The following is a 25,382-nucleotide window of genomic DNA, read 5'->3' on the forward strand; positions in this document are numbered from 1 at the left end:
TGATTATTTGTCTTACTCAGTCTTTTCCCTAAAATAACAAAATAAAAGCGATATCTTATTTATGATTTATGGTTTTGCTCAATCATTTCTTTAGCATTTTGTCTAGTGAGTTTAGTCACGCTTGCTCCAGAAATCATTCTTGCTACTTCATCGATTCGTTCTTCTCCTGTCAATTCTTGGACTTGTGTTGTCGTCCTATCTGCACTTGTATTTTTACTAATAAACAAATGATGATCGCTCATAGAAGCAACTTGGGGTAGATGAGAAATACATATGACTTGAATATGTTTAGCTAACCCTTTCATTTTTTCAGCCATTTTTTGTGCGGCTTGGCCAGAGACGCCAGAATCAACCTCATCGAATAATATTGCTGTTTGTCCTCTTGTTTTAACAAAAATTGTTTTTAATGCAAGCATAATTCTAGAAAGTTCTCCACCAGAGGCAATTTTATTTAAACTTTTTAATGGTTCACCTTTATTTGGACTGATTAAAAATTCAACAAGCTCTATACCTTCTCGATTTGGCACATCTAATGTTTTGAATGAGATTTCTAAATTAGCATCTTTCATTTGAAGATTCTGGATTTCGTCTACTATATGATTACGCAATGATTGTGCAACCTTTCGTCTTTCTTTTGATAGTTTTTCGCCTAATTCGATAACATTATGGTATAAATCATCGATTTCTTGGCGTAATTGCGCAGTACTTTCTTCGTAATTTTCTATTTTATTAATTTCATCTGCCATTTTGTCTTGATAAATGATGAGCTCATTAATGTCTTTACCATATTTACGTTTTAAACTATTTAATAAATTCATCCTAGATTCTAACTCATTTAAATATTGTTCATCAAATTCTGTGTTGGTTAAATCGTCATATAATTGGTGTTTAGCGTCTTCAAGCGTATAATAAAACTGGTCTACGTCCTCTTTCAAACGATCATATTTATCAGGTAGTATCTCGCTAATAGATTGCAATTGATTACTTAATTCATACAAACGATCTGTAATTGCATGTTCATCAGTTAATGTAACATGTGCATTATTTAATGCTAAACTCAAACTTTCTGAGTTTTGGATACGTTTGATATCAATTTCAAGTTGTGTTACTTCATCTTCAAGTAAATTTGCTTCTTGCAATTCTTCGTATTGAAATTTTAATAAGTCCAAACGTTGTAATAAAGCTTGATCAGCTGATTCTAAATCCTCTAATTCTTTTTTCTTAGCTTTATACTTATCATAAGTTACCACATACTTATCGAGTAAATCTTTATATGTATTTTCTGCATAATTGTCTAATAATTGTAGATGATATTTTTGTTTTAATAATGTTTGCGTTTCATGTTGGCCATGTATATCTAACAATTCTTGCATAATTTTACGTAAGTCTTGTAAAGTAACTGTTTGGTTATTGACTCTACAAATACTTTTACCAGAGCTGAAAATTTCTCTTTTGACTAATAAAAAGTCTTCATCTACATCAATAGATAAATCATGAAGAATCGAGATGGCTTCTTTGCTATCATCGATATCAAAGATTCCTTCAATGATTGCTTTTTTCTCTCCATGTCTAACAAAATTGGATGAAGCACGCATGCCGATTAATTGTCCAATTGCATCTATAATAATGGATTTACCGGCGCCTGTTTCACCACTTAAAACAGTCAGACCTTGCCCAAATTGTATTTCTAATTCATCAATAATTGCGAATTGTTTAATAGATAAGGTTTGTAGCATGTATTAATCACTTCCTTAAACTTATAATAAATTAAAGATACGCGTTTTAATCTTTTCACTGGCAGATTCATCACGACATATGATTAAACAAGTATCGTCACCACAGATTGTACCTAAGACTTCGTCCCAATCTATTTGATCTAAAATAGCTCCGATTGATTGTGCATTACCTGGTAATGTTTTAAGTACAAGTAAATTACTAGTCCCATCAATATTCACAAAAGAATCCATCAAATAACGGCCAAGTTTTTCTAAGGGATGATATTTTCTATCATTTGGCAAGCTATAAACATATTGTCCTGACGGTGTGGGGACTTTGATTAATTGTAATTCCTTGATATCTCTTGAAACCGTCGCTTGTGTTACGTTTAATTCGTATTCATTTAAACGTTTTACTAATTCATCTTGTGTTTCTATTTTTTCATTTGAGATAATTTCTCTTATTTTTATATGTCTTACTGATTTTTTAGCCATGTATAGCACCTCTATAAACGAATATTTATACAATGATTTTAACACATGGAAGATGATACTACTACTAAAGTTAATTTTATAAAATCGCAACGCCATATTGATATACCGAGTGATAAGCAATTATTAATAGTTTATAATTGTGGCAAATTCATCATTTTTGAAAGTACTAAGTATAGTGGTATCTGTCAAATTATGAATATTTATTTATATGTTTATAAATTTCAAAGTATAAACAACCTTTTATACATAGAGGATTGTTGTTAGCATTGGTTGACTTACCCTTTGAAGGTATCGCAAAGTAAAGTTGGCCATTATATTGCTAGCATTACCAACGAGTATAATAGTTTGTGTTCAACAAAAATGAGTGGCCGAGACGTTATTAATGTCTCGGCCACAAAATGTATTATAAGTAATAGATAGTGCTGTAAAAATAAAAATGTGCTTACACATGCGTTTGACCTAATGTAGCCTTTTAATCTTAAACTTTTCTAAAGTTAAATTTCTTAAAACAAAGTTTTAGTTCTTAACTTTTTTCTAGCCAACAAAAGCATGTATAATGGAACAGAAAAATTTTTGAAAATGCGAGTACTGTTCCAATCACAAATTCTAATGAGTTAATTAGGTTCTAATCCCTGGCCCTATCTATGATTTGTTTTTCTTTTGGTTGTTATGTTTTAAACTAAAGTAAAAATGACGCGCTTATGAAATATTTAAGATTCTCTATTATTGAACAATTCTATAACGTATTCAAGGTTACGTGTATCATATTGTTTTGGTAAATGTTCTAAACATTCATACGCAGATTTAGTATGTGATTGTAACTTTTCTTCAGCACCACTTTGACCTAATAATGATACATAGGTACTTTTATCATTTTCGATATCACTGCCTGTGGCTTTTCCTAATTTTGTTTCATCGCCATATACATCTAATAAATCATCTTTGATTTGGAACATTAAACCAAGGTGTTCACTATATGTTTCTAATAAATCGGCAACATTTTGTTCAGGTTCAGATATATCTACTGCTGCCATTACAGCAAATTTTAATAACGCCCCTGTTTTGGCATGGTGAATGTGCTCTAAAGTATTTAGGTCAATAGCAGAGCCTTCGCTTTGCATATCTAGTGTTTGTCCACCAACCATACCTAAATGGCCGCTGGCAAAAGATAAACGTTTAATAAGGTTCATTTTCACACTATCTTTGAGATTTGCATCGTTGACAATAACATCAAAAGCTTTAGTAAGTAATGCATCCCCAGCTAGAATGGCTTTCCATTCTCCATAAACTTTATGATTTGTAAGTTTACCTCTACGATAATCATCATTATCCATTGGTGGCAAATCATCATGAATCAATGAATAAGTATGAATCATTTCTAAACTGAGTGCAGATGTATAACCAAGTTTATAATCCGTTGATAGCATATCCAATGTTAATAATAGTAAAACCGGTCTAATGCGTTTACCTCCGGCTTCTAATGAGTATCGCATGCTGTCTTCTAAATCTGTACCCAGTGAGGAATGAGGAATCGTTTGTCCTAATAGTTGATTGATTTCTTTGATTAATTGATTCATTTTATTATTCGTCATTATCTTCTACCTTATCCGTTTCTTGAACGTTATCAGTACTTTCTTCTGACATTAGTTCATTCACTTTTTTTTCAGCATTTTTTAATGTTTCATCACAACTAGCAGATAAGGTCATACCGCGTTGATATAAATTCAAAGACTCTTCTAATGAAACATTTTCACTGTCTAATTTTTGAACTATATTTTCTAATTCTTTCATCATTTCTTCAAAACTTTGCGTGTTATTGGTCATCATTACACCTTACTTTCTTAACTTGTGCATCAACAATGCCGTCTTTCATTGTTAACACAATGTTATCATTTTCAACCAAATCATTAGTGCTCGTTATCACTTTGTCTTCCTTGTTTACAATAGTGTAACCACGTAACATTGTATTTGTTGGACTCAGATTATTTAAGCTTTCTAGTTTGGCAGTTAAATTGTTTTTTTGTTTTGTAATATAATGATTCATTAATTTATTAAGTTCCATTTGTTTTTGAGAAATCGTTGTTTGTTCTCTGTGGATACTTTGCTTAAAGTATTTTAAGTTAAAGTTCTGTTTCATTAACTGTAATTGTTGGTTATGCTGATTGATTTTGAAATTTATATTTAAATTAAGCTGTTTCTCTAAATCATCACGCTTTTGAATTTGTTGATCATATAACAGAGTTGGTGTTTTAAATTTGTAGTAAGAAGCAACATGTTCTAAATGCTTTCTTTGCTGTTGTATATGTTGGTTAATAAACCTTGTAAGCGAAAGCTTGAGTTGTTGGAGATATTGTCTAAGTTCATATTGATCTGGCGTAGCCATAACAGCGGCTTGAGTAGGCGTTGCTGCACGCACATCTGCCACAAAATCACTTAATGTAAAATCTGTTTCATGACCTACTGCTGAGATAATAGGCGTCTCACAAGCATAAATTGCTTTTACCACATCTTCTTCGTTAAAATTCCATAAATCTTCAATAGAACCGCCACCACGTCCGATTATAATTGTATCTACATTTAATTCATCAGCTTGCTTTATTTTTTCAATTATATCGTTTTTAGCCTGTTCCCCTTGTACTAAGGTGTTAATTTGAATTTGTTCTGCTAAAGGGTAGCGACTATTGATTGTAGTATGAATATCACGTATCGCAGCCCCTGTACCGGCAGTTAATACTGCGATTTTTTGGGGGAACTTAGGTATTAACTTTTTATGGTTTGAATCAAAATAGCCATCTTTAGTTAATTTCTTTTTTAATTGTTCTAATTTTTGATATAAATTACCAATTCCATCAATATGCATTTTATTGACATAAATCTGGTAATTACCACGTCTTTCATACACAGAAACGCGTGCCTCTAATAATACTTCGTCCCCTTCTTTTGGTTCGAAATCTATTTTTGAGGCATTACCTTTGAACATCATCGCGCTAATAACGCTATTTTTATCTTTAACATTAAAATAAAGGTGACCACTACTGTGCTTTTTAAAGTTAGAAAGCTCACCTTTAAGTAGTACAGTTTGTAAATGTGGGTCTTGGTCAAATTTATATTTGATATATTTTGTTAAAGCCGAAACACTTAAATAATCTGACATATTATATCACTCTTTTATTCAATATTACTTAATACACCATTAATAAATTTATAATGTTCATCATCACTAAATTGTTTTGCCAACTCAACAGCCTCATTTATGATTACTTTTTGTGGTGTCGAACTATTTAACAATTCAAATGTAGACATTCTTAGTATAATTCGATCAGATTTTAATAATCTGTCAATCGTCCAATCTTTAAGGTGAGGCGCAATTTTATTATCTAATACAGATTCATGATCTTTGACACCTGTTACTAACCAGCTAATAAAATCAAATTCTAAATCGGGATTATCATCTTTGATAAAGCTAATCGCTTCATCTATGGTTAAATCACTATTTTTCATTTCTAGTTGGAATAGAGTTTGAAAGGCTTGTGTTCTTGATTCTTTTCGACTCATTATAAACTCCTTCTCGCATTGTTTACTTTATTACTCATTTTAGAAAAGAAAAGCATAAGTTATTTAAAAGCTTAGTTCTTTTTCAATGACTGCATTAAAGTCAATTTGCATTATATATTTAATTTGTAGATTCAATGTGTGTAATGTGGACATTAATTTGGCTAGGAACAATCGTTGTCATAGTAGTTAAAGAGTTATAAATGGTTGTTTGTATCTTTCTTGCAGTTTCTGAGATATTAACACCATAAGATAGTGAACAATATACGTCTATATGAATCCCATCATCTTTTGTATCTACTTTAATACCACGCGATAATTGTTTTTTAGTAATCTTTTCCACGCTTAAGTTTTTAATTTCTTTAAAATGTCCTTCTAGCCCTTTTATTTCAGAGGTTGCTATACTCGCAATAATAGTCAAAACCTCAGGCGCAATTTCTATTTTTCCTAAATTGGAATGTGATGATTCTGCTACTTTAACCATTTCACATACCTCCTATTTAGTTTGATCATCCATAATATTATAAGTTTCTAAGAAATTAGTATTAAATTCGCCACTTCTGAAAATATCATTATTTAGAAGACGAATATGGAATGGAATTGTAGTATCAATGCCTAATACTAAGTATTCTCCTAATGCTCGTAAGCCAGTCATAATTGCTTCATCTCTTGTTGGTTGGTGCACAATTAATTTGGCTACCATAGAATCATAATATGGTGGTATTGTGTAATTAGTATAACATGCTGACTCAATTCTTACTCCAAAACCACCTGGGGCAAGATATTGTGTGATTTTTCCTGGAGAAGGCATAAAGTTTTTATATGGGTTTTCAGCATTAATTCTAAACTCTATAGCATGTCCTTGAATATGGATGTCTTTTTGAGTAAATGATAACTTCTCACCCATGGCCACTTTTAATTGTAATTTCACCAAATCAATGCCAGTTACCATTTCAGTTACAGGATGCTCAACTTGAATACGTGTATTCATTTCCATAAAGTAAAATTCATTAGAATTTAAGTCATAGATAAATTCAATCGTTCCAGCATTTTCATAGTTTACTGCTTTTGCAGCTCTTACTGCTGCATTACCCATTTCTTGTCTTTTAGCATCAGTTAAAATAGGAGACGGGGACTCTTCCACAAGTTTTTGCATACGTCTTTGTATTGTACAATCACGTTCGCCTAAGTGGATCACATTACCATAACTATCTCCAATTACTTGTATTTCAATATGTCTAAAGTTTTCGATGAATTTTTCTAAGTATAGTCCACCATTACCAAATGCTGTTTTAGCTTCTTGTTGCGTCATTTTGAAACCTGTTTCTAATTCTTTTTCATCACGTGCTACACGTATACCTTTACCACCGCCACCAGCAGTTGCCTTTATAATCACTGGATAACCAATATCTTTGGCAATTTTTTTGGCTTCTTTAATATCTTGGACTAAACCTTCACTACCAGGCACAACAGGAACTTCAGCACGTTTCATTTCTTCTTTTGCAACGTCTTTGATTCCCATTTTTTGAATAGACTCATAACTTGGTCCAATAAACTTAAGTTGACAGGCTTCACAAAGTTCAGCAAAATCCCCGTTCTCTGCTAAAAAGCCATACCCTGGGTGAACGCCATCACAACCTGTAGAAGTTGCAATAGATAAAATATTAGGGATATTTAAATAAGAATCTTTAGATTGAGTAGGGCCGACGCAATATGCTTCATCAGCAATTTGAGTATGTAATGCATCTTTATCTCCCTCAGAATATATAGCCACAGTTTGTAAACCTAAATCATGACAAGCACGAATGATTCTTACAGCAATTTCCCCTCTATTTGCAATTAAAATTTTATTCATTATTTCACCTTGAACAACGGTTGGCCATACTCTACCATTTGACCGTCTTCTACTAGTATTTCTGCAATTTCCCCTGTGACTTCAGCTTGTATTTCGTTAAATAGTTTCATCGCTTCCAATATACAAACAGTCGATTCGTTAGACACTGCATCGCCTACTTGAACATATGGACTTTCTTCTGGTGAAGGTGATTTGTAGAAAGTACCAACCATTGGCGCGTTAATTGTTTCTAAGTTGTCATTTTCTTGTGCGGCGCTTCCTTCTTCAGAACTTTCGCTTGTTGATTGAATTGGTGTAACGGCTTGTTGCGGCGCTACTTGTTGCATTGGTTGTTGTGAAACTTGCGGCGTAATGATTTCAGTTTCTTTTTCTTTTTTTAAATTAACGATGTTCCCTTTATCTTCAATGTTAATTTCAGTTAAGCTAGATTGGTCAAGAATTTCAATTAATTCTTTAATTTCTTTAAAATTCATAAATACTGACTCCTTCAGATTGTTTTCATTTACCTAGTTTATTTTACTTTAGTAAAATGTTCAATTCAAGCATATACACACTTTCTATTATAACTCGTTGCGCTATAACCGTATAAAATATTTTTTATCTCAATGCCATCGAAATTTTTGAGTTATTTTACTTTTTAAAACCCCTCTAATTTTATATCGTATGTAATATGGTTATCCTTAAATAATAAAAGCCTTTCCAATAAATAGAGTGGAAAGGCTTTTGAGTACCATAAATTTTTTAGAAACTTATGACGTTAAAAAGATTAAGCTCTTGATACATAACTACCATCACTTGTGTTAATTACTAAAGTGTCACCTTCGTTAACGAATAAAGGTACATTTAACGTATAACCCGTTTCAACAGTAGCAGATTTAGTAGCACCTGTAGCAGTGTCACCTTTAATACCTGGTTCTGTTTCTGTTACAGTAAGTTCTACAGTTTTAGGTAATTCAACACCTAAAGTTTCATTCTCATAGCTTTGAATTTGAACTTCCATATTTGCTTTTAAGAAATTCAATTCATGTTCTAAATAATCAGCAGGTAGTTCAATTTGATCAAATGTTTGATTATCCATGAAAACATGAGTGTCTACATCAGCGTATAAATATTGCATGCGACGATTTTCAATCATTGCAGTTTCAACTTTTTCTCCGCCTCTGAATGTTTTTTCTTGAATTGCACCTGTTCGTAAATTACGTAGTTTAGAACGTACAAAGGCAGCACCTTTACCTGGTTTTACGTGTTGGAAATCTAACACTTTCCAGATGCCATTATCTACAGAAATTGTTAAACCTGTTTTAAAATCATTAACCGAAATCATTCAGTCTCCTCCTTAATATAAGGTCTTCTATAAAATAATAAGGTCTTTAGACGATTTAGTAAAGCGTTCGCAACCATTTTCAGTGATTAAAATGTCATCTTCTATGCGAACGCCACCAATACCATCTAAATATATACCGGGTTCAATTGTAACACAATTATTTATCTCTAAAGCTGTTTCAGATTTTTTAGATAAATTAGGGCCTTCGTGAACATCTAAACCGATACCATGACCTAAAGAATGCCCGAATGCATTACCATACCCCTTTTCAGTGATATAGTCTCTTACAACTGCGTCTAACGCTTTACCAGTTATCCCTTTTCTAGCAGCTTCTATTCCTTTTAAATTAGCTTCTAATACAATATTATAAATTTCTTTTAATTGTTGCTCTGGTTCACCTATAGCAAAGGTACGGGTAATATCTGATGCATAACCTTTGTAATAAGCACCAAAGTCTAATGTAATCAATTCACCTTCGTTAATTACTTTATCGCTTGCTACGCCATGTGGAAGTGCACCGCGAACCCCTGAAGCAACAATAGTGTCAAAAGATGGCCCCTCTGAACCTAGTTCTAACATTTTACTTTCCAATTTAGCTTTTAACTGTAGTTCTGTCATACCAGCTTTAGCAACTGTTAAGATATATTCATAAGCTTCGTCAACAATTTGAGCAGCTTTTTGAATAAATGCGATTTCATCTTTATCTTTAACTTCTCTTATTTTTTCAATTAAACCTGATATACTGATTAAACTTATATAAGATTTACTCAATTGTAAATAAGTATCATAACTGACTAAATTACCTTCAAAACCAACATTTTGTACATTTAATTTCTCTAGCGTAGTTTTAATAGATTCTACAAGTTGACCTTGTTGTTTAACAATTTTGAAATCAGGTGCTTGTGTAGTAGCTTGTTCTATGTACCTAAAGTCAGTAATTAATAATTTTTCATCCTTTGTGATGATAAGTGCGCCACTCGTTCCTGTAAACCCAGATAAAAATCGTCTGTTGTAGTCTGACAACACAATAACCGCTTCTAAATGTTTTGCCTCTATTGCAGCATTTAATTTTTCAATTCTATTCAATATTAATCCCCCTATTCAATAAATTTGTACATTTCCTTTATATACATTAAAATGATAGCATAATTATTGTATAAATTTATAGTTTTTGAATTAGGAGAGAGTTATGAAGAAAAAATTGGTCGCTATTTTAGTAGCTTCGTGTATACTCGCTGGGTGTGGGAGTCAAAATTTAGGCCCATTAGAAGATAAGACAACAAAACTACGTGATGAAAATCATAAATTAAAGAGTGATATCCAAGATTTAAAAATTGAAATCAAGAAAGAAAAAACAAATATTTCTGCATTGGAAAAAGATAAGGATAATATTAAAAACGCTAAAAATAACAAGAATAAGCTAAATCATATAAAAGCTTCTTCTGAATATTATCAAAATGTTACTAAAGCAATTGATGATTACACTAATATTGAAGATGACGTATCAAAAAACAAAAAAAGCGAAAAAATACAATCAAAATTAACAGATATTACGAATAAACTTGATTCTGCTTACACTACATATAAAAGTAAAATTGATAAAGATAAAATGAGTGATGAAGATAAAAAGAAAAGTAAAAATATAAATAAATTAAATAAAGAACTCAATTCAGCTATGGATGACATTAGAGACGGTTATAATGAAAAAGACAAAAAGAAAATCCAAAAAGGTCAAGCTACTTTGTCAAAGGTGAGCATTAACAATAACTAAGGATACAATCAAATAGGAGTGTTTATTTTGAAACAAGCAATATTTTATATCGTAATCGCTATTGCATTAATCGGCTTATTACTTAACTTAGATGCGTTTTTATTTAGTTTTGTAAAAATGATTATTAGTTTAGCTATTTTTGCAGGAATTATTTATGCGATTTATTATTTCTTCTTTTTAACAGAAGATCAAAGAAAATACAAACGTGCTCAAAGAAAATATAGAAAACGAAACAAGAAAAAGTAGTTGATGTTTTGAAACTTCATAAATGAATAGCATGAGGTGGTATAGAAAACGGACCGAAATTTCATTTAGGATTTCGGTCCGTTTTTATATGGATCATTAGGAAAAAGTTTACAAAGGGATAAAGCACAGACTTATATTTTACTCATTCAACCCAATAAAAAATATAACTTTATGTTTTATTCCAATTATCTACTTGTTATATGTAATGACGAGCCTGAGATATTTATACCCCAGGCCCGTTTGTATTTAATCCTAAATGGTTCATAAATTTATTTCCTATAATTCCATTCTTCAGATTTATATTTTTCTATTAAATTTTTTACTTCTTCATTTTGTTTTGGCGTTAATGTTAAAGGTTTAAAATCTATATTTAATCCTTTTTTAAATCCTTCTTCAAAAGCATGTTCCATTTCCTTTAATGTAATATGTCTATCTGATATGTCATTTATTGCCACAGCTTTATCAACAAAAGCTTGTTTCATTTTCTCTTTTAAGCGATCGTTTTTATATATGAACATATCAAATAAATCGTCCACATCAATGTCTTGTAACAATGAGCCATGTTGAAGTATCACGCCTTTTTGTCTCATTTGTGCACTGCCTGCGATTTTACGTCCCTCTACTACTAACTCATACCAACTTGGCGCATCAAAACAAACTGCACTTCTTGGCTGTTTTAATTTAGCTCTTTCTTCTTTAGAACGCGGTATGGCAAAAGTAGCATTGAAACCTAACGCTTTAAAACCTTCAAGTAAACCTTCTGAAATAACTCTATATGCCTCTGTAACAGTTTTTGGCATTTCTGGATGAGTTTCTGGTACAATAACACTATAAGTTAATTCTTTGTCATGAAGTACACCTCTACCACCTGTTTGTCTTCTAACAAGGCCATAACTTTTTTCTTTTACTTTATGTATATCTATTTCTTTTGTTAGTCTTTGAAAATAACCTACTGAAAGTGTTGCTGGATTCCATGTGTAAAATCTGATTACCGGGTCAATCTCACCTCTTGAAACAAAATTTAATAATGCTTCATCCATTGCCATATTATAAAATGGATCATTACTACCTGTATTGATAAAATGCCATGTTTCAGTCACACTCAAAACTCCATTCATTAAAATTAAATTGTGGTAACAGCCAAATTGTGTTATCGTTTTCAATAATTGTTAAAATTTGTTAGCAATGTGTACAGTTTGTGATAAAAATATTTTGATAAATTGTGCTAACAGTCTTATAATATATAATATCGGTTAATTAGGGAGGATGCAAGATGAGTAATTTTTGGTTTATAGCTTTAGCAATTTTAATAATAATCGTCGCTTATATGTTATTTAACAGATATTTGAACAAAAAAGCGGTCATTGAATTAAACCAAAATGAATTCCATAATGGTTTGCGTAAAGCTCAAGTTATTGATGTGAGAGAAAAAGTAGATTATGATTATGGTCATATCAACGGTGCTCGTAACATTCCAATCACAATGTTCAAACAAAGGTTTCAAGGTTTGAGAACAGACCAACCTATTTATCTTTGTGATGCTAACGGAATTGCTAGCTATCGTGCCGCTAGAATTTTAAAGAAGAATGGGTATAAAGATATATATATGCTCAAAGGCGGATATAAAAAATGGACTGGTAAAATCAAATCAAAAAAATGAGTTATTAATCAATTATTTAAATGAGCATGAGATATAAATGTTTATGTTCAAAGTAAAAAACACCTTCATTTAATAATGAAGGTGTTTTTTATATTTAAACTCTATTCAGATTTTACCAATATACTTGGATTTCGTCATCTCTCATTCATATATACTCTGTGGAACAACACAATAAAAATTGGCATAATTATATGGTAGTAAATATCTATTAACGTTACGATGTACACAAACTAATAACGCATTCAATGAGTATTTAACATAGAAATTTAACTGGTAATATTTTTAATATTTGATAAACAAAGCCATAAGCGCATCGTCTAAATTTAAAGACGTATAGATTAAGCCAAACGTAAATTTGATGTTTGTAAATATATCAAATTAAATAAATGTTTAAAAAAACGGGTGATTTTTTACTTAGATTTATGTAAAAACCACCCGTTTTATAAAATACTTGGGATATTGATATCTTAACGTTTTTTAATTACCTTTGTTTTAGAGGACAAACGACATCATGTTAAAAAATGGGATGTCTAACTTATACCTTAAATATGACGCTTTCAGAACTTTTATTTTTCTGAACGTAAATTTTCAAATTTCAATACTGGATGACGCGCAGCTTGTGTTTCATCTAAACGATCAATAATTGTTGTATGTGGTGCTTCTAATACTTTATCAGGATTTTCTTTTGCTTCTTTAGCAATTTCAATCATAGTATCGCAGAAATAGTCCAACGTTTCTTTAGATTCTGTTTCTGTTGGTTCTACCATCATACCTTCCTCTACGTTAAGCGGGAAGTAAATTGTTGGCGGATGGACACCAAAGTCTAGTAAACGTTTCGCCATATCCAATGTACGAACACCAAATTCTTTTTGCTTAGAACCGCTTAGGACAAATTCGTGTTTACAATATTGTTCATATGGAATTTCGAAATGTTCTTTTAAGCGTGCTTTAATATAATTTGCATTCAATACTGCAGCTTCTGAAACTTCTTCAAGGCCTTTATTACCCATAGTTCTAATATAAGTGTATGCTCTTAAATAAATTCCAAAGTTCCCGTAGAATGGTTTAACACGTCCGATTGAGTTTTCAATATCATTATCGTATTTATAAACGTCGTTTTCTTTAACCACCATTGGTTTTGGTAAAAAATGGGCAAGTTCTTTTTTAACGCCTACTGGGCCTGAACCTGGGCCACCGCCGCCATGAGGTCCTGTAAATGTTTTGTGTAAGTTTAAATGAACAGCGTCAAATCCCATGTCGCCTGGTCTGACTTTATCCATAATTGCATTTAAATTAGCACCGTCATAATACAATAGGCCACCAGCTTCATGCACAATATTTCGAATATCCATAATATTTTGCTCAAAAATACCTAACGTATTAGGGTTAGTGAGCATGATTGCAGCTGTGTTGTCGTTAACAAGGCGTTTTAAGTCCTCAATATCAACTTCTCCGCGTTCGTTAGACTTAACAGTTACAGCTTTAAATCCAGCAAACGCTGCTGAAGCAGGGTTTGTGCCATGAGCTGAGTCAGGAACGATGACTTCATTACGATGTCCTTCGCCATTTTTTTCGTGATATGCTTTGAAAATCATAAGCGCTGTCCATTCTCCGTGGGCGCCAGCTGCTGGTTGTAGTGTAACTTCATCCATACCTGTAATCTCTTTTAATTCTTCTTGCAAGCTATGGATGATTTCTAATGAACCTTGCACTTGAGATTCATCTTGTAATGGATGTGATTCAGCAAATCCAGGGATTCTTGCAATTTTTTCATTTATTTTTGGATTGTATTTCATCGTACAAGAGCCAAGAGGATAAAAACCTGTATCTACGCCAAAGTTTTTATTTGATAATTCTGTATAGTGACGAACTAAATCTAACTCGGCCACTTCTGGGAATTCAGCTTTGTCTTTTCTTATAAATTTATCATCTAATAATTTATCTACAGCTTTATTATCAATTTCTTTTTTAGGTAATGAATACGCATAACGACCTTCTTTAGAACGCTCAAAAATTAATGGACTAGATTTACTTACTACCATTTAATTCACCTGCTTTCTTAACAAATGTATCAATTTCATCTTTAGTTCTTAATTCTGTTACAGCAATCAGCATATGACTGTCAAAGCCTTCTCCAATTTCGCTTAAATCGAAACCTCCGATAATATCTTCTTGGATTAACGCATCATTGATATCTTTGACAGATTTATCAAATTTAACGACAAATTCGTTGAATGATGTACCATTGCTAACTTCAAAGCCTTGTTGCCTAAATTGCTCTTTAGCATAATTTGCATTTTCAAAATTTTGAACTGCAATGTCATAAATACCTTGTTTACCTAAAGCAGACATACATATAGATGAAGCTAAAGCATTTAAAGCTTGGTTTGAACAAATATTAGATGTTGCTTTATCTCTACGGATATGTTGTTCCCGCGCTTGTAAAGTTAAAACAAAACCACGATTTCCATCTTGATCTTCTGTTTGTCCAACTAGACGTCCTGGGGTTTTTCTCATTAATTTTTTAGTAGTAGCAAAGAAACCACAGTGTGGTCCACCGAATTGCGTTGGGATACCAAATGGTTGAGTATCTCCTACTACGATATCCGCTCCAAAACTACCTGGTGGTGTTAATAATCCAAGTGCAATTGGGTTTGCATAAACGATAAATAATGCTTTTTTATCTTCAATTAAAGCTTGGATTTTTTCTAAATCTTCAATTGAGCCATAAAAGTTTGGATATTGTACCGCAACTGCTGCAGTCTCGTCATCAATAGCATTTTCAAGCCTTTCTAAATCAGTGATTGTTCCATCCAAATCCACTTCAACGACTTCAAATTCTTTACGTGTTTTAACATAAGTGTGTAATACTTGTAATGCTTGGTAGTGCATCCCTTTAGAAACAACAATTTTATTTTTACGAGTTTGATTAAATGCTAAAATACATGCTTCTGCAAAACTTGTAATCCCATCATACATAGATGAGTTAGCGATATCCATATCAGTTAATTCGCATATTAACGTTTGGAATTCAAAAATGGCTTGTAATTCACCTTGGGAAATTTCAGGCTGATATGGTGTATAAGCCGTATAAAATTCTGAACGTGAAATCATTGAATCTACTACTGCTGGGGCATAGTGATCATAGACACCAGCGCCTAAAAATGATGTGTGTGTTTCTTTAGTAATATTTTTACTTGCAACTTTACTTAGTCTTTTAGTTAATGTTGTTTCTGATTCTGCATCTGGGATAGCTAATTCTCTATTTAATAGAATGTCTTTTGGAACATCTCCAAATAATTCATTGATTGAACCAGCACCAATAGTTTCTAGCATTTCGTGTTTATCTTGCTCTGTTAACGGAATATAACGATGACTCACAGTAACACCCCTTTAAATTATTTACTAATTTGATTTTTTTTAACAATTTTTGCTTTAGCTTGTCTTTTTCTAATTTGCACTATAATTTCTTTTCCCATTTCAAAAGCATCTCTATCTATTATAGCTAAACCAATGGATTTACCACTTAATGGAGATTGCGTACCTGATGTAATTTCACCAATTTCATTACCATCGACATCATAAACTGTGTAACCTGTTCTTGGAATTCCTTTATCAATCATTTCAATTCCAACTGTTCTTCGTTTCGAACCGTTTTCTTTTTGATCTTTTAAAACGCTTTTTCCGATAAAATCTGCATCAATTAAGGGTTTAGCTGCAAATGCTATCCCACCTTCATAAGGCGTTATTGATTCACTTAAATCTTGTCCATGTAATGGTAAACCAGCTTCTAATCTTAATGTATCTCTTGCGCCTAGACCACAAGGGGCCACATCATATTTTAAAATGGATGCCCAAAGATATGGTGTATCTTCAGATTTACAATAAATTTCAAAACCATCTTCACCAGTATAACCGGATTGTGACAGTATCACTTTTTTTCCAAAGAATTCAACATCTTGTTTAAATTCGAAAGGAGACATTTCAGAGATGTCTATATTGACATGTTCTTGAACAAAGTCACGTGCATTTGGACCTTGAACAGCTAATTGTCCATAATCACTCGATACATTTAAAACTTCTGCATCAAAGTTAGTAGCATTATTTTTCATCCACTCAAAGTCTTTATCAGTGTTACCAGCGTTTACAACTAATAGATATTCTTTTTCTCTGAGTTTATAAGTAATTAAATCGTCAATAATACCACCATGCTCGTTACATAATGCTGTATATTGAGCTTTTGTTGTTTCTAAATTGTCAGTATCATTTGAAAGCAAGTATTGTACAAGTTTATCAGCTTCAGGGCCTTTTATAAGAATTTCACCCATGTGGCTGACATCAAATAATCCCATTTTAGTTCTAACAGCATTATGTTCTTCTTTGATACTTGAAAATTGGACTGGCATTGCCCAGCCACCAAATTCAACAATTTTTGCCCCGAGATCCACAAAATTTTGATAAAGTGGTGTGTGTTTTAATTCATTAGCCATTAATAAACCCCCTATTGTTATATTAAAAAAGACAGAGTAGACTAAGCCTACCCTGTCAATAAATCCAGGAATGCGTCTCAGTATTATCCTTTTGCCTGAGAGTTTCGTTAAACTTGCACCTTCGGCGATGGATACATTAAATCATGTACCATTCTCTCTAATACTGGTCATTCGCTTTATATCGATTTCATTATCTCATTATATAAGTTTGAAAGCGATTTACTACTATTCACTTTGATGAATGCGATTTCATTATATCTTGAAACCCTAGATGAATACAAGCTTTTTAGTTTGGAAAATGATTTATTATTTGCATTTGGTCTATTGCTGTCATTTTTAATTCTATTGTATAAAATGTTTAATTCGCAATCTAGCCATACAACGTAATTTTGATTTTTCAATAAATTATAAGCGTGTTCCCCTTCTATGATACCTCCACCAGTGGAAATGATATCAAATTGGTTAATACATATAGTTAAATATTTATATTCCAAACTGCGAAACGTTTCTTCACCGAATTCCTCAAAAATTTCTGGTATAGATTTAGCTTCTTGTTGTACAATGAATTCATCTAAATCTACATAAGTTAACTGGTCCTTTTCAGCAATATGTTTACCTAAAGTTGTCTTTCCTGTTCCCATAAATCCTACTAAAATAAGTGGGGTATTCATCTTGTTTTTCAAAAATATCTTCCTTTATGCAAAAGTATTTGAATTTGCTTTTCATAATATGATTCAATATTATCAAGTGTTTTCAATTGAATGTTAAAATGAGCTGTATAAATCGCTATCAATGATAAATATAGCATATAAACCACCATCACAAAAGGATATATATAGCCTTTTGTATTAAAAGTAAATTTCTTTTTCAAAGTAAGTTCCCTCATTATATAATTTTACATATAATTTCATTCGTTTATTTTTTAACATTGTAAATTGAGCTTCTATAACATTATTTAATAAAGTGATATTGCCGCTATGGTTTATGGTTTTAATTATTTTACGATTTTTAAATTCGTAATAAATATTTTTTTCCTTGTTTGTAATTTTTAATCTATATCCCCGATTTTCTATATTAAAAAATTGCGATTTGTTAAGTAACAACTCTTCTGTTAAATCCCTTGCAAAAAATTCTAAATCAATAGAAGAAGCAAAATTTGATTGATGCTTCAATGGAACGATGGATTTGTATAATAGTGGCAGCATTGTAAATACAACTATGGTAATAAATAATGCAAATAATACTTCGATATAAGTAAAACCAGTAACTTTATTTGTAATAGCATTTTTCATTTAAATAGTCCTTCTATTTTATACAAATTTTATAATTGTCTAATTTTATTTCATAGTCGGCTATTTTCACACCTTTGTTTAAATCCTTTTGATCATTATGTTTTAACGTGAGTAGCATCACGCGTTTCATATTAATATAGTCTAATTTATTTTTAAAAGAATAGTTTAGTTGTAAGATCATTGGTAGTAACAAATTGCACATTGCGATCATAATCGTAAAACTTAACATTGAATCTATGAGTATGCTAGCTTTAATTTTTCTTTTTTTCATATCTCATTCTCCCTTTTTCAATATGAAAAACCACTTTATAAATCACTTTATTTACAGATATATAGACAGTGCCAAATTTATTTGTATTTCCCTTATTATCAAAAGTTAAGTAATTGATATTAGTTTGAGGATAGATAAATGAATGATCTGGCAATTTTATATCGTTATTTTCAATCGACAGTTCTTTAACGGTTATTTTATTTGAGTAATGATTGAATATCAGTGTAATAGGCTTTCCATCTTTAATGGCTTTTGATTTTAAATAATTAAGTTTCAATATTAAGGAATTCATAAAAGGATTGGCTGTTTCACGCGTTTCTTTTTTACTGGACAAGTGATTTACTTGAACAATTAATAAAACACTTATGATACCCATAACAAACAATATTTCGGTTAATGTAAATGCCTTGCTAGTTTGCAACTACTTCACCGTTACTAATATGGATAGTAGCACCTGATTTACAATATTTCTGATTTTCTTTGATATAACCATCTGAAATAAGTTCCTCTATAGATTGTGGTTTTTTATTATGTTTTAATGTGTAAGCTTCAACTTGACTTTCTACCATTTTTATTTGTGCTTCACAACCAGTGCTTTGGATATGTGATGATTGTTTAGCGATATTAGGTATAATAAGGATAAGTAATAAACTAATAATTAATAGAACAAGTAGCATTTCAATCAATGTGAATGCTTTTTTATTGTATAGTTTTTTTATTTTATGCATTGAATGCGCTCCTAGTGTAGTTATTTAATCGTTTGCATTAAGTCAAACATAGGTAACATAATGACTAAATATAAGGCAATGATGAATAAACCTAATACTGTAAATAAGATTGGTTGTATAAATTTTATTAAAATTTGCGTATATTGTTCAATTTTTGTAAAAATAATATCGCTATATAATTTTAATTCAATCTCTAATTTACCTTTCTTTTCGCCCTCTGCTATAAAAGTAATGAGTCCTTTTTCAAACCAAGAAATATTATTTAATATTTCGCTTAGTTTATAACCTTGTTGCGTTCCACTTGATAATTCTGATGCAAGATAAACTAGATATGGGTCCTTTTTTTGCTTTGAATAAATATCGACAATAGAATACAAGTTCACGCCGTTTTTATAGAACAATGCAAATTCTGTAGATAATCTATAAGTTTTATAAAATTTGAAAAATTTACGTACAACGGGTATGCGTAAGATGATTTTATATTTCGCTTTAATTGGTAATTTTTTAATATATTTATAAAATAGTAATATGCAAAGTAATATCATTAATAAAGTAACGAGAAGTGTCTTAGGTAAGTGAGTTAATATCGAAGATAAAATAAATTGTATTGTAGAGAGTTCTACATCAAAATTTTTATATAGTAATTGGAATTCTGGTATGATTGTGTGGTTTAAAACAATTAACATAATGATAAAAATAGCCATAAGTAAAAGTGGATATTGGAGCGTTTTAAGAAGTTGTTGTTTAGCTTTATAATTTCTAAGTAAATAATCTTGAGCATGTGGCAATGTTGAAGTAAGTTCGCTAAACATTTCTGCAAAATAGATAATCATGATGATAATTTTAGGATAGTTTAATAATAAAAGTATTTGATAACATTGTGCACCTTGTTCTAATTGCGCTTTTATTTGTGCGGTTAATTTTGGGGATTTAATACTTATATGTTGAAGTAAAAAATTAAATGATTCAGATAATGTGAAACCATGTTCAAGCAAATTTTGTAACCTTTGGAGTAATTCAATTCGCGTTTTTTCGTTAATAATCATAAATTGAGATATGCTAAATATATCTATTAAGTGTTTCTTCACAAATTTCTCCTTCTTTAGCCATTTCGTGTAATTTAAAAGATAAATTTTGAAATGTGTTTGGAAGCGTAAGCTGGTTTTCGAAATAAAATTGTATATCTTCTCGTGTTAGTTGTTCATATATTAATGAACGCTCTTCTTTTGATGTAACGATAAGTCGTTGATTAATAATACTTAAGATCGTTTGACGTAGTTCTTGAACACTTATACCCATTTCTAATAACCTGCATAATGCGCCTTTACAGTTATTAGAGTGGATAGTTGAAAGCACTAAATGTCCACTTAAACTAGCATGTATGACCTGTTTAGCGATAGTTGCATCTCTAATTTCTCCTATAAGAATAATATCTGGGTCACATCTTAAAATTGCTTTAAAGGAGTTAGCATAATTAATACCTGCCTTTTCATTGATAGAAACTTGTGTAATACCTTCAATTAATCGTTCCACAGGATCTTCAACTGTTATAATATTCACATTTAATTGTTCTTTTGCGTGTAAAATCATTTGATACATTAATGTGCTTTTTCCTGATCCAGTTGGACCACTAAATAGTAGTAAACCTTGTTGTTTATTCATTAATTTGAATAATTGATTGAGACTTTGAATTTTTGCTGTTTTTTGAAAATATTGAGGAATAATCCTAACTACACAACTCTCATAACCTAAAGACAATGGCAAAGTAGAAATTCTTAAATAATATAGTTGTTTTAATTTATATGCATATCTACCACTTTGGGCAGCATTGTGTTTAGAAACATCTAATCCTGCTTGATATTTCATATAGGTAAGTAATTTCTTATAAGTGTTGATTTCTATTGTTTCTACTGTAACTAAAAATGCTTTCTTTCTGAATTTAATTTTTACTTTATTTTGGTTTGGTATAAAATGTACATCTGTAACATTTTCATGAATTGCCTTGTCAAAAATATTTTTAAATAATAACTTCAAAAAAACACCTCCTACACTTATACACGTAAGAGGTGTTTAAATTACTTTGGTTAATTAAAAATTAGCCATGTAAATATGGGTTAACTTGTTCGTCTTTAATTGTTGTATATGGTCCGTGACCAGGGAATAGTGGTAAGTCTTCATCTAATTCAAATATTTTATCTAGTATAGAAGCTACGAGTGTTTCATAGTCTCCTTTATATAAATCAGTTCTACCTATACCTTGCTTAAATAAAGTATCTCCGACAACTGCAAATTCATCAAAGACAAATGACAAACTACCAGGTGAATGTCCAGGTGTATGGAGCACATTAAATTGGAAACCTTCTATCTCTACCGAACCTTCATCAAGTTGGTTTGGAGATACGTTGCTAGTTATTGGCTCAAGACCATATTGCTTGAATTTCTCTGAACCATTTTTATATGTGTCAGTTAAAAAATCAAATTCAAGTCGATGCATATAAACCGGGACTTGATATTTTGCTACGACGTCATCTAAAGCGCCAATATGATCAAAATGAGCATGTGTTAATAAAATTGCTTTTAACGGTTTATTAATTTGATTTAATTTTTTTTTAATCAAATCATAATCACTTGCAGGGTCAACTAAAATAACGCTTTTTTCATTCTCAATGAAATAAGTATTCGTCTTAACTAGACCCAATGCTAAACTCGATATTTGCACTATTCTTGCCCTCCATTATCCAAATGTTTTTCAACAGATGCCAATTTGTCATTCATTTTACGAGATTTATCTCTTCGCTCGTCAATTCTAATATTCGTACACACTCTATCGACACCTTTATTAAAAGGTAATTCATGAATGGCTTGAACTACTTCAAATAAATCTTTTAAATCGCCTTCAATCAAAGTATTCATAGGAGTTAACTGATAATCAATTTTACCTTGCGCTTTATATTCTTTTAATTTTGTTTGTATCTCAGCAATATATTTACTTACACTTGGCCCTTCTGTTCCGACAGGTATAACAACTACATCTACGATAGCCATTATTTAACACCTTCCTTTTCGATGATATAAGTATAAATTAAACCAGCAGCACCTGTAATACCAGCGTCATTACCTAGTTTAGCTTGCACAATTTCTGTACCTTGTTGTGCTGGCGTAAATGTTAAATTATGATATTCTGTTTTAATATTTTCAATTAAAATCAATCCTGCTGTAGACATACCACCACCTAAAACAATATATTTAGGGTTGCTTGTCACACTAATGATACTACATAAATAAGCAATATAATTTGCAACACGTTCTGTAATAAAAATACAGAATTGATCTCCTGCTTTAGCTGCATCAAATACAGCTTTGGCAGTAACTTCATTATCTTTAATGAGTTGTAATATTGATGATTTGAATGTTAATTTTGGATAATAAAAATTAACTAAATTGACTACACCAGTGGCAGAAGCAACAGTTTCGATACAACCAGACTTCCCACAGTTACATTTAAAGCGTTGATCATGGTCTACTCTAAAATGGCCTATCTCAGCACCTGAACCGTTGTGACCATGGACAATTTCACCATTAGAAATAATACCACCACCGAGACCAGTACCTAATGTAATTGCAACCACTTCATCCGAACCTTGGCCTGCACCTTTATGTTTTTCGCCTAATGCTGCAACATTCGCATCATTATCAACATAAACAGGACAATCTACAAATTGTTTAAAGATATGTCTCACATTTACCGTATCTTTCCAATATAGGTTAACGGCACCATTAACTTCACCGGTTTCAAAATTAACTGGCCCTGGCACTCCGATACCAACTCCCAATACATCTGAAAAAGTAAATTCAGAATTGTCGATATGTTCAACGAAAGAATCATAAACATTTTTTAACAGTGCATAACCTGTAGTATCTGAAGTATCAGTTTCAATAGACCATTTCTCTATTTGTTCAAGTTGCTGATCGAATATTCCGAGCTTACAAGTTGTTCCACCAATATCTGCTGCTAAGATAATTTTTTTCATTTATTTATTCATCCTTCTCTGAGTTTAAGGAAACGTTAGTTCTAATAATAGTAATGGCAACAAACTATTAAAATTCTAGTTAAAATAAGTGTATATTACTACTTTAAAATCCATTTAGTACGTTGAAAATAACTGTTCTTTTCCTTAAATTTTATTTAGTATCTTTGTTAAAAACATATACTTCTATTTTAATATTATTCGTTTCACAATTGCAATAATAATGAACAAAGGCGCGATATAGAAATCTATTTTCCTTTAAAGATTTCATTATCCCGCTCTTTTAAGTTTAAATGATATAGTTATTGTTCACTTCTTCTTTGATTAATAATTAATTTGCATTTGATATACCTATCTTGTGTAATTAAGTTATATTCATACAACGAATGTATTTCTTGTTCCATCATTTCATATACATCTTCTTTATCTTTGAAATAAATAATAAAACCAAATTTTTTCAAAAGTTGTTGAACGTCATAAAATGTTTTTATTTCCTCAATCACTATCATCGCTCAATTCTTTATTTAAATTGATATAATCTCTATTACTTGGATCATTTTTTAATGCAGTTTTAATATATTTTTGAGCTTTATCTTTATTATCGATGGACCTATTTGCAACAGCTAGTTGATAGTTTAATATTGCAGAATCAGGGAAATGTCTTAAACCTCGCTCCCATGTTGCCATGCCTTCAGCTTTTGAGTCAGTTGTCGCACTGATAAATCCTTTTAAATAATATGTCTCATCGTCTGCGTAATTTTTATTTATTGTATGCTGAACCATGTCTTTAGCATCTTTATAGTTACCGCTTTTCATTTCTTTTTCAATGATTGTATTATATATATTATCTTCCTGTATGGTGAAAATGCGTATTTGAAATCCTATGAATAATACAATAAGCAAAATAAGGAATATCCAAAATTTATTCTGGTTTAGTTTAAAATAATAGCCTATTAATGTGATAAGTAATCCACCAATAAATCCACCGATATGTGCTACTATATTTACGTTTTGCATAAGCAATGACACACCGATTAAGATGACAAGTACGATTAACAATTGTCCTATTAATTTTCGATTATATTGTTTCCCAATATACATAAACGCAAAAATAGCACCAATTAAGCCAAAAATAGCCCCACTTGCCCCGACGGATACAGTATCAGTATTAAAAGATAATGAAGCAAAATTACCAAATAAACCAGCGACAAAATAAATGACTAAGAATCGCCAGTGTCCTACTATAGATTCAACTATTTTTCCAAATATGAATAAAGTTAACATATTCATTAGTATATGCTCAAAATTATAGTGTAAGAATATAGAAGAAATTACCCTATACCACTCACCATGAACTACATTAAAATGTACTAGACCGCCTACGTCTAAAAGTTTCAAATCAGAAAATCGGTTTAAAAATAAAACCATAGAAAGCCAAATAATGATATTAATTGCAATTAATGTGTATGTAATTGGTGCAAATTTCAGCATATGTTTTTCAATAGGATTATTGTTTAAAGCTCTTTGCTTATAATATGATTTCGTTTGATTAGAACTTTGATTGAAAACACTTTTTATAAAAAAATTTGGCATTATTTTTTCAATTTGATCAGCTTGACGGATAATTTTTACTTTGAACTTTATTGATTTCAGTTCATCTAAATTTTCATCAGTAAATGTTTTATCAGTATAAATAAATAAGTTATAACTTTTAGGTTTGAAATCTAAAAATGCTATAATATCTTCTTCATGGTCTTGGATTCTACTTTTATCAAATCTAACTTCTTGTGTGGAGTTGGCTCCAAATTTAAATATAACAACGGATTGTTTTTTCTTATTTGCCAACCAAATTTCTGTATCGTCTTGATTGCGATGCACTATTTGATAATTTAAATATTTAACCCAAGTAAAGATTGACTTCCAATAATGTTTTTCTGTAATCATTTTAGCCTCCA

The 25,382-nt window shown here is 31.0% G+C and carries 30 protein-coding genes and 1 riboswitch; of the genes, 3 read left to right on the forward strand and 27 right to left on the reverse strand.

Annotation, left to right across the window (positions count from 1 at the left end; translation table 11 throughout):
- Window positions 1-59: 59 nt before the first annotated feature.
- The 11 genes from recN to KA900_RS06630 form a co-directional block, all read right to left on the reverse strand.
- The gene (gene recN, locus KA900_RS06580; RefSeq protein WP_096809569.1) at window positions 60-1,736 is read right to left on the reverse strand and encodes a DNA repair protein RecN; all 1,677 of its coding nucleotides are present in this window, start codon (window positions 1,734-1,736) and stop codon (window positions 60-62) included.
- A 21-nt stretch (window positions 1,737-1,757) separates the two neighbouring features.
- Window positions 1,758-2,210 carry a transcriptional regulator AhrC/ArgR gene (ahrC, locus tag KA900_RS06585; protein WP_096809565.1) on the reverse strand — a complete coding sequence of 151 codons (453 nt, stop codon included), beginning with the start codon at window positions 2,208-2,210 and terminating at the stop codon, window positions 1,758-1,760.
- Between the two features lie 710 nt (window positions 2,211-2,920).
- Window positions 2,921-3,802, reverse strand: coding sequence for a polyprenyl synthetase family protein (locus tag KA900_RS06590; RefSeq protein WP_096809562.1), 882 nt, complete (start codon window positions 3,800-3,802; stop codon window positions 2,921-2,923).
- Window positions 3,792-4,034 carry an exodeoxyribonuclease VII small subunit gene (locus KA900_RS06595; RefSeq protein WP_229719009.1) on the reverse strand — a complete coding sequence of 81 codons (243 nt, stop codon included), beginning with the start codon at window positions 4,032-4,034 and terminating at the stop codon, window positions 3,792-3,794. The genes KA900_RS06590 and KA900_RS06595 overlap by 11 nt, the downstream gene beginning before the upstream one ends.
- Window positions 4,024-5,364 (reverse strand): exodeoxyribonuclease VII large subunit, encoded by a 1,341-nt coding sequence (gene xseA / locus KA900_RS06600; protein WP_096809556.1) that lies wholly within the window; start codon window positions 5,362-5,364, stop codon window positions 4,024-4,026. The genes KA900_RS06595 and xseA overlap by 11 nt, the downstream gene beginning before the upstream one ends.
- A 14-nt stretch (window positions 5,365-5,378) precedes the next feature.
- Window positions 5,379-5,765, reverse strand: coding sequence for a transcription antitermination factor NusB (gene nusB, locus KA900_RS06605; RefSeq protein WP_096809553.1), 387 nt, complete (start codon window positions 5,763-5,765; stop codon window positions 5,379-5,381).
- A gap of 118 nt (window positions 5,766-5,883) precedes the next feature.
- Window positions 5,884-6,246 carry an Asp23/Gls24 family envelope stress response protein gene (locus KA900_RS06610; RefSeq protein ID WP_096809550.1) on the reverse strand — a complete coding sequence of 121 codons (363 nt, stop codon included), beginning with the start codon at window positions 6,244-6,246 and terminating at the stop codon, window positions 5,884-5,886.
- Window positions 6,247-6,258: 12 nt separating this feature from the next.
- Window positions 6,259-7,617: an acetyl-CoA carboxylase biotin carboxylase subunit gene (gene accC / locus KA900_RS06615; protein ID WP_210139399.1), complete on the reverse strand. Its 1,359-nt coding sequence runs from the start codon at window positions 7,615-7,617 to the stop codon at window positions 6,259-6,261.
- On the reverse strand, window positions 7,617-8,090 hold the full coding sequence (gene accB / locus KA900_RS06620) for an acetyl-CoA carboxylase biotin carboxyl carrier protein (RefSeq protein WP_096809545.1): 474 nt from the start codon (window positions 8,088-8,090) through the stop codon (window positions 7,617-7,619). Before accB ends, accC begins: the two co-directional genes overlap by 1 nt.
- A gap of 293 nt (window positions 8,091-8,383) precedes the next feature.
- Window positions 8,384-8,941 carry an elongation factor P gene (gene efp / locus KA900_RS06625; RefSeq protein WP_210139400.1) on the reverse strand — a complete coding sequence of 186 codons (558 nt, stop codon included), beginning with the start codon at window positions 8,939-8,941 and terminating at the stop codon, window positions 8,384-8,386.
- A gap of 27 nt (window positions 8,942-8,968) precedes the next feature.
- Entirely contained in the window at window positions 8,969-10,027 is a 1,059-nt protein-coding gene (locus tag KA900_RS06630) for a M24 family metallopeptidase (RefSeq protein ID WP_096809538.1), read from the reverse strand.
- Window positions 10,028-10,130: 103 nt separating this feature from the next.
- Here KA900_RS06630 and KA900_RS06635 point away from each other — a divergent pair, with 103 nt between their 5' ends.
- The gene (locus KA900_RS06635; protein WP_096809536.1) at window positions 10,131-10,712 is read left to right on the forward strand and encodes a hypothetical protein; all 582 of its coding nucleotides are present in this window, start codon (window positions 10,131-10,133) and stop codon (window positions 10,710-10,712) included.
- A gap of 27 nt (window positions 10,713-10,739) precedes the next feature.
- Window positions 10,740-10,958, forward strand: coding sequence for an SA1362 family protein (locus KA900_RS06640; protein WP_096809532.1), 219 nt, complete (start codon window positions 10,740-10,742; stop codon window positions 10,956-10,958).
- 269 nt (window positions 10,959-11,227) lie between these two features.
- Here the strand turns inward: KA900_RS06640 and KA900_RS06645 are convergent, their stop codons facing one another.
- Window positions 11,228-12,058 carry a lipoate--protein ligase family protein gene (locus tag KA900_RS06645; RefSeq protein WP_103373704.1) on the reverse strand — a complete coding sequence of 277 codons (831 nt, stop codon included), beginning with the start codon at window positions 12,056-12,058 and terminating at the stop codon, window positions 11,228-11,230.
- A gap of 173 nt (window positions 12,059-12,231) precedes the next feature.
- Here KA900_RS06645 and KA900_RS06650 point away from each other — a divergent pair, with 173 nt between their 5' ends.
- The gene (locus KA900_RS06650; protein ID WP_096809527.1) at window positions 12,232-12,618 is read left to right on the forward strand and encodes a rhodanese-like domain-containing protein; all 387 of its coding nucleotides are present in this window, start codon (window positions 12,232-12,234) and stop codon (window positions 12,616-12,618) included.
- 566 nt (window positions 12,619-13,184) lie between these two features.
- On the opposite strand, the gene gcvPB is transcribed toward KA900_RS06650, so the two are convergent.
- The 15 genes from gcvPB to KA900_RS06725 form a co-directional block, all read right to left on the reverse strand.
- The gene (gene gcvPB, locus KA900_RS06655) at window positions 13,185-14,660 is read right to left on the reverse strand and encodes an aminomethyl-transferring glycine dehydrogenase subunit GcvPB (RefSeq protein WP_096809525.1); all 1,476 of its coding nucleotides are present in this window, start codon (window positions 14,658-14,660) and stop codon (window positions 13,185-13,187) included.
- Window positions 14,647-15,999 (reverse strand): aminomethyl-transferring glycine dehydrogenase subunit GcvPA, encoded by a 1,353-nt coding sequence (gene gcvPA / locus KA900_RS06660; RefSeq protein ID WP_210139401.1) that lies wholly within the window; start codon window positions 15,997-15,999, stop codon window positions 14,647-14,649. Before gcvPA ends, gcvPB begins: the two co-directional genes overlap by 14 nt.
- Before the next feature lie 17 nt (window positions 16,000-16,016).
- The gene (gene gcvT, locus KA900_RS06665) at window positions 16,017-17,108 is read right to left on the reverse strand and encodes a glycine cleavage system aminomethyltransferase GcvT (RefSeq protein ID WP_115342140.1); all 1,092 of its coding nucleotides are present in this window, start codon (window positions 17,106-17,108) and stop codon (window positions 16,017-16,019) included.
- 73 nt (window positions 17,109-17,181) lie between these two features.
- Window positions 17,182-17,279, reverse strand: a riboswitch (glycine riboswitch).
- A 5-nt stretch (window positions 17,280-17,284) separates the two neighbouring features.
- A complete protein-coding gene (locus KA900_RS06670; protein WP_369967663.1) occupies window positions 17,285-17,779 on the reverse strand; it encodes a shikimate kinase in 495 nt (164 codons plus the stop codon).
- A 177-nt stretch (window positions 17,780-17,956) separates the two neighbouring features.
- Window positions 17,957-18,400, reverse strand: coding sequence for a competence type IV pilus minor pilin ComGF (locus KA900_RS06675; protein ID WP_115342138.1), 444 nt, complete (start codon window positions 18,398-18,400; stop codon window positions 17,957-17,959).
- A 13-nt stretch (window positions 18,401-18,413) separates the two neighbouring features.
- Window positions 18,414-18,671 (reverse strand): hypothetical protein, encoded by a 258-nt coding sequence (locus KA900_RS06680; RefSeq protein WP_210139402.1) that lies wholly within the window; start codon window positions 18,669-18,671, stop codon window positions 18,414-18,416.
- A complete protein-coding gene (comGD, locus tag KA900_RS06685) occupies window positions 18,652-19,092 on the reverse strand; it encodes a competence type IV pilus minor pilin ComGD (protein ID WP_210139403.1) in 441 nt (146 codons plus the stop codon). The genes KA900_RS06680 and comGD overlap by 20 nt, the downstream gene beginning before the upstream one ends.
- Window positions 19,082-19,399 carry a competence type IV pilus major pilin ComGC gene (gene comGC / locus KA900_RS06690; RefSeq protein ID WP_115342135.1) on the reverse strand — a complete coding sequence of 106 codons (318 nt, stop codon included), beginning with the start codon at window positions 19,397-19,399 and terminating at the stop codon, window positions 19,082-19,084. The genes comGD and comGC overlap by 11 nt, the downstream gene beginning before the upstream one ends.
- A gap of 20 nt (window positions 19,400-19,419) precedes the next feature.
- On the reverse strand, window positions 19,420-20,487 hold the full coding sequence (gene comGB, locus KA900_RS06695; RefSeq protein ID WP_232164817.1) for a competence type IV pilus assembly protein ComGB: 1,068 nt from the start codon (window positions 20,485-20,487) through the stop codon (window positions 19,420-19,422).
- Window positions 20,459-21,433 carry a competence type IV pilus ATPase ComGA gene (gene comGA / locus KA900_RS06700; RefSeq protein WP_108909309.1) on the reverse strand — a complete coding sequence of 325 codons (975 nt, stop codon included), beginning with the start codon at window positions 21,431-21,433 and terminating at the stop codon, window positions 20,459-20,461. The genes comGB and comGA overlap by 29 nt, the downstream gene beginning before the upstream one ends.
- 61 nt (window positions 21,434-21,494) lie before the next feature.
- Window positions 21,495-22,118 (reverse strand): MBL fold metallo-hydrolase, encoded by a 624-nt coding sequence (locus KA900_RS06705; protein ID WP_096809503.1) that lies wholly within the window; start codon window positions 22,116-22,118, stop codon window positions 21,495-21,497.
- Window positions 22,118-22,444 carry an MTH1187 family thiamine-binding protein gene (locus tag KA900_RS06710; protein ID WP_096809501.1) on the reverse strand — a complete coding sequence of 109 codons (327 nt, stop codon included), beginning with the start codon at window positions 22,442-22,444 and terminating at the stop codon, window positions 22,118-22,120. Before KA900_RS06710 ends, KA900_RS06705 begins: the two co-directional genes overlap by 1 nt.
- Window positions 22,444-23,430 (reverse strand): glucokinase, encoded by a 987-nt coding sequence (locus KA900_RS06715; protein WP_096809499.1) that lies wholly within the window; start codon window positions 23,428-23,430, stop codon window positions 22,444-22,446. Before KA900_RS06715 ends, KA900_RS06710 begins: the two co-directional genes overlap by 1 nt.
- A gap of 299 nt (window positions 23,431-23,729) precedes the next feature.
- A complete protein-coding gene (locus KA900_RS06720; RefSeq protein ID WP_103373744.1) occupies window positions 23,730-23,936 on the reverse strand; it encodes a YqgQ family protein in 207 nt (68 codons plus the stop codon).
- Window positions 23,923-25,371 (reverse strand): rhomboid family intramembrane serine protease, encoded by a 1,449-nt coding sequence (locus KA900_RS06725; RefSeq protein WP_096809494.1) that lies wholly within the window; start codon window positions 25,369-25,371, stop codon window positions 23,923-23,925. Before KA900_RS06725 ends, KA900_RS06720 begins: the two co-directional genes overlap by 14 nt.
- Window positions 25,372-25,382 lie beyond the last annotated feature (11 nt).

It is taken from the genome of Staphylococcus sp. GDY8P120P (genome assembly GCF_017892065.1).
Lineage (GTDB): Bacteria > Bacillota > Bacilli > Staphylococcales > Staphylococcaceae > Staphylococcus > Staphylococcus nepalensis.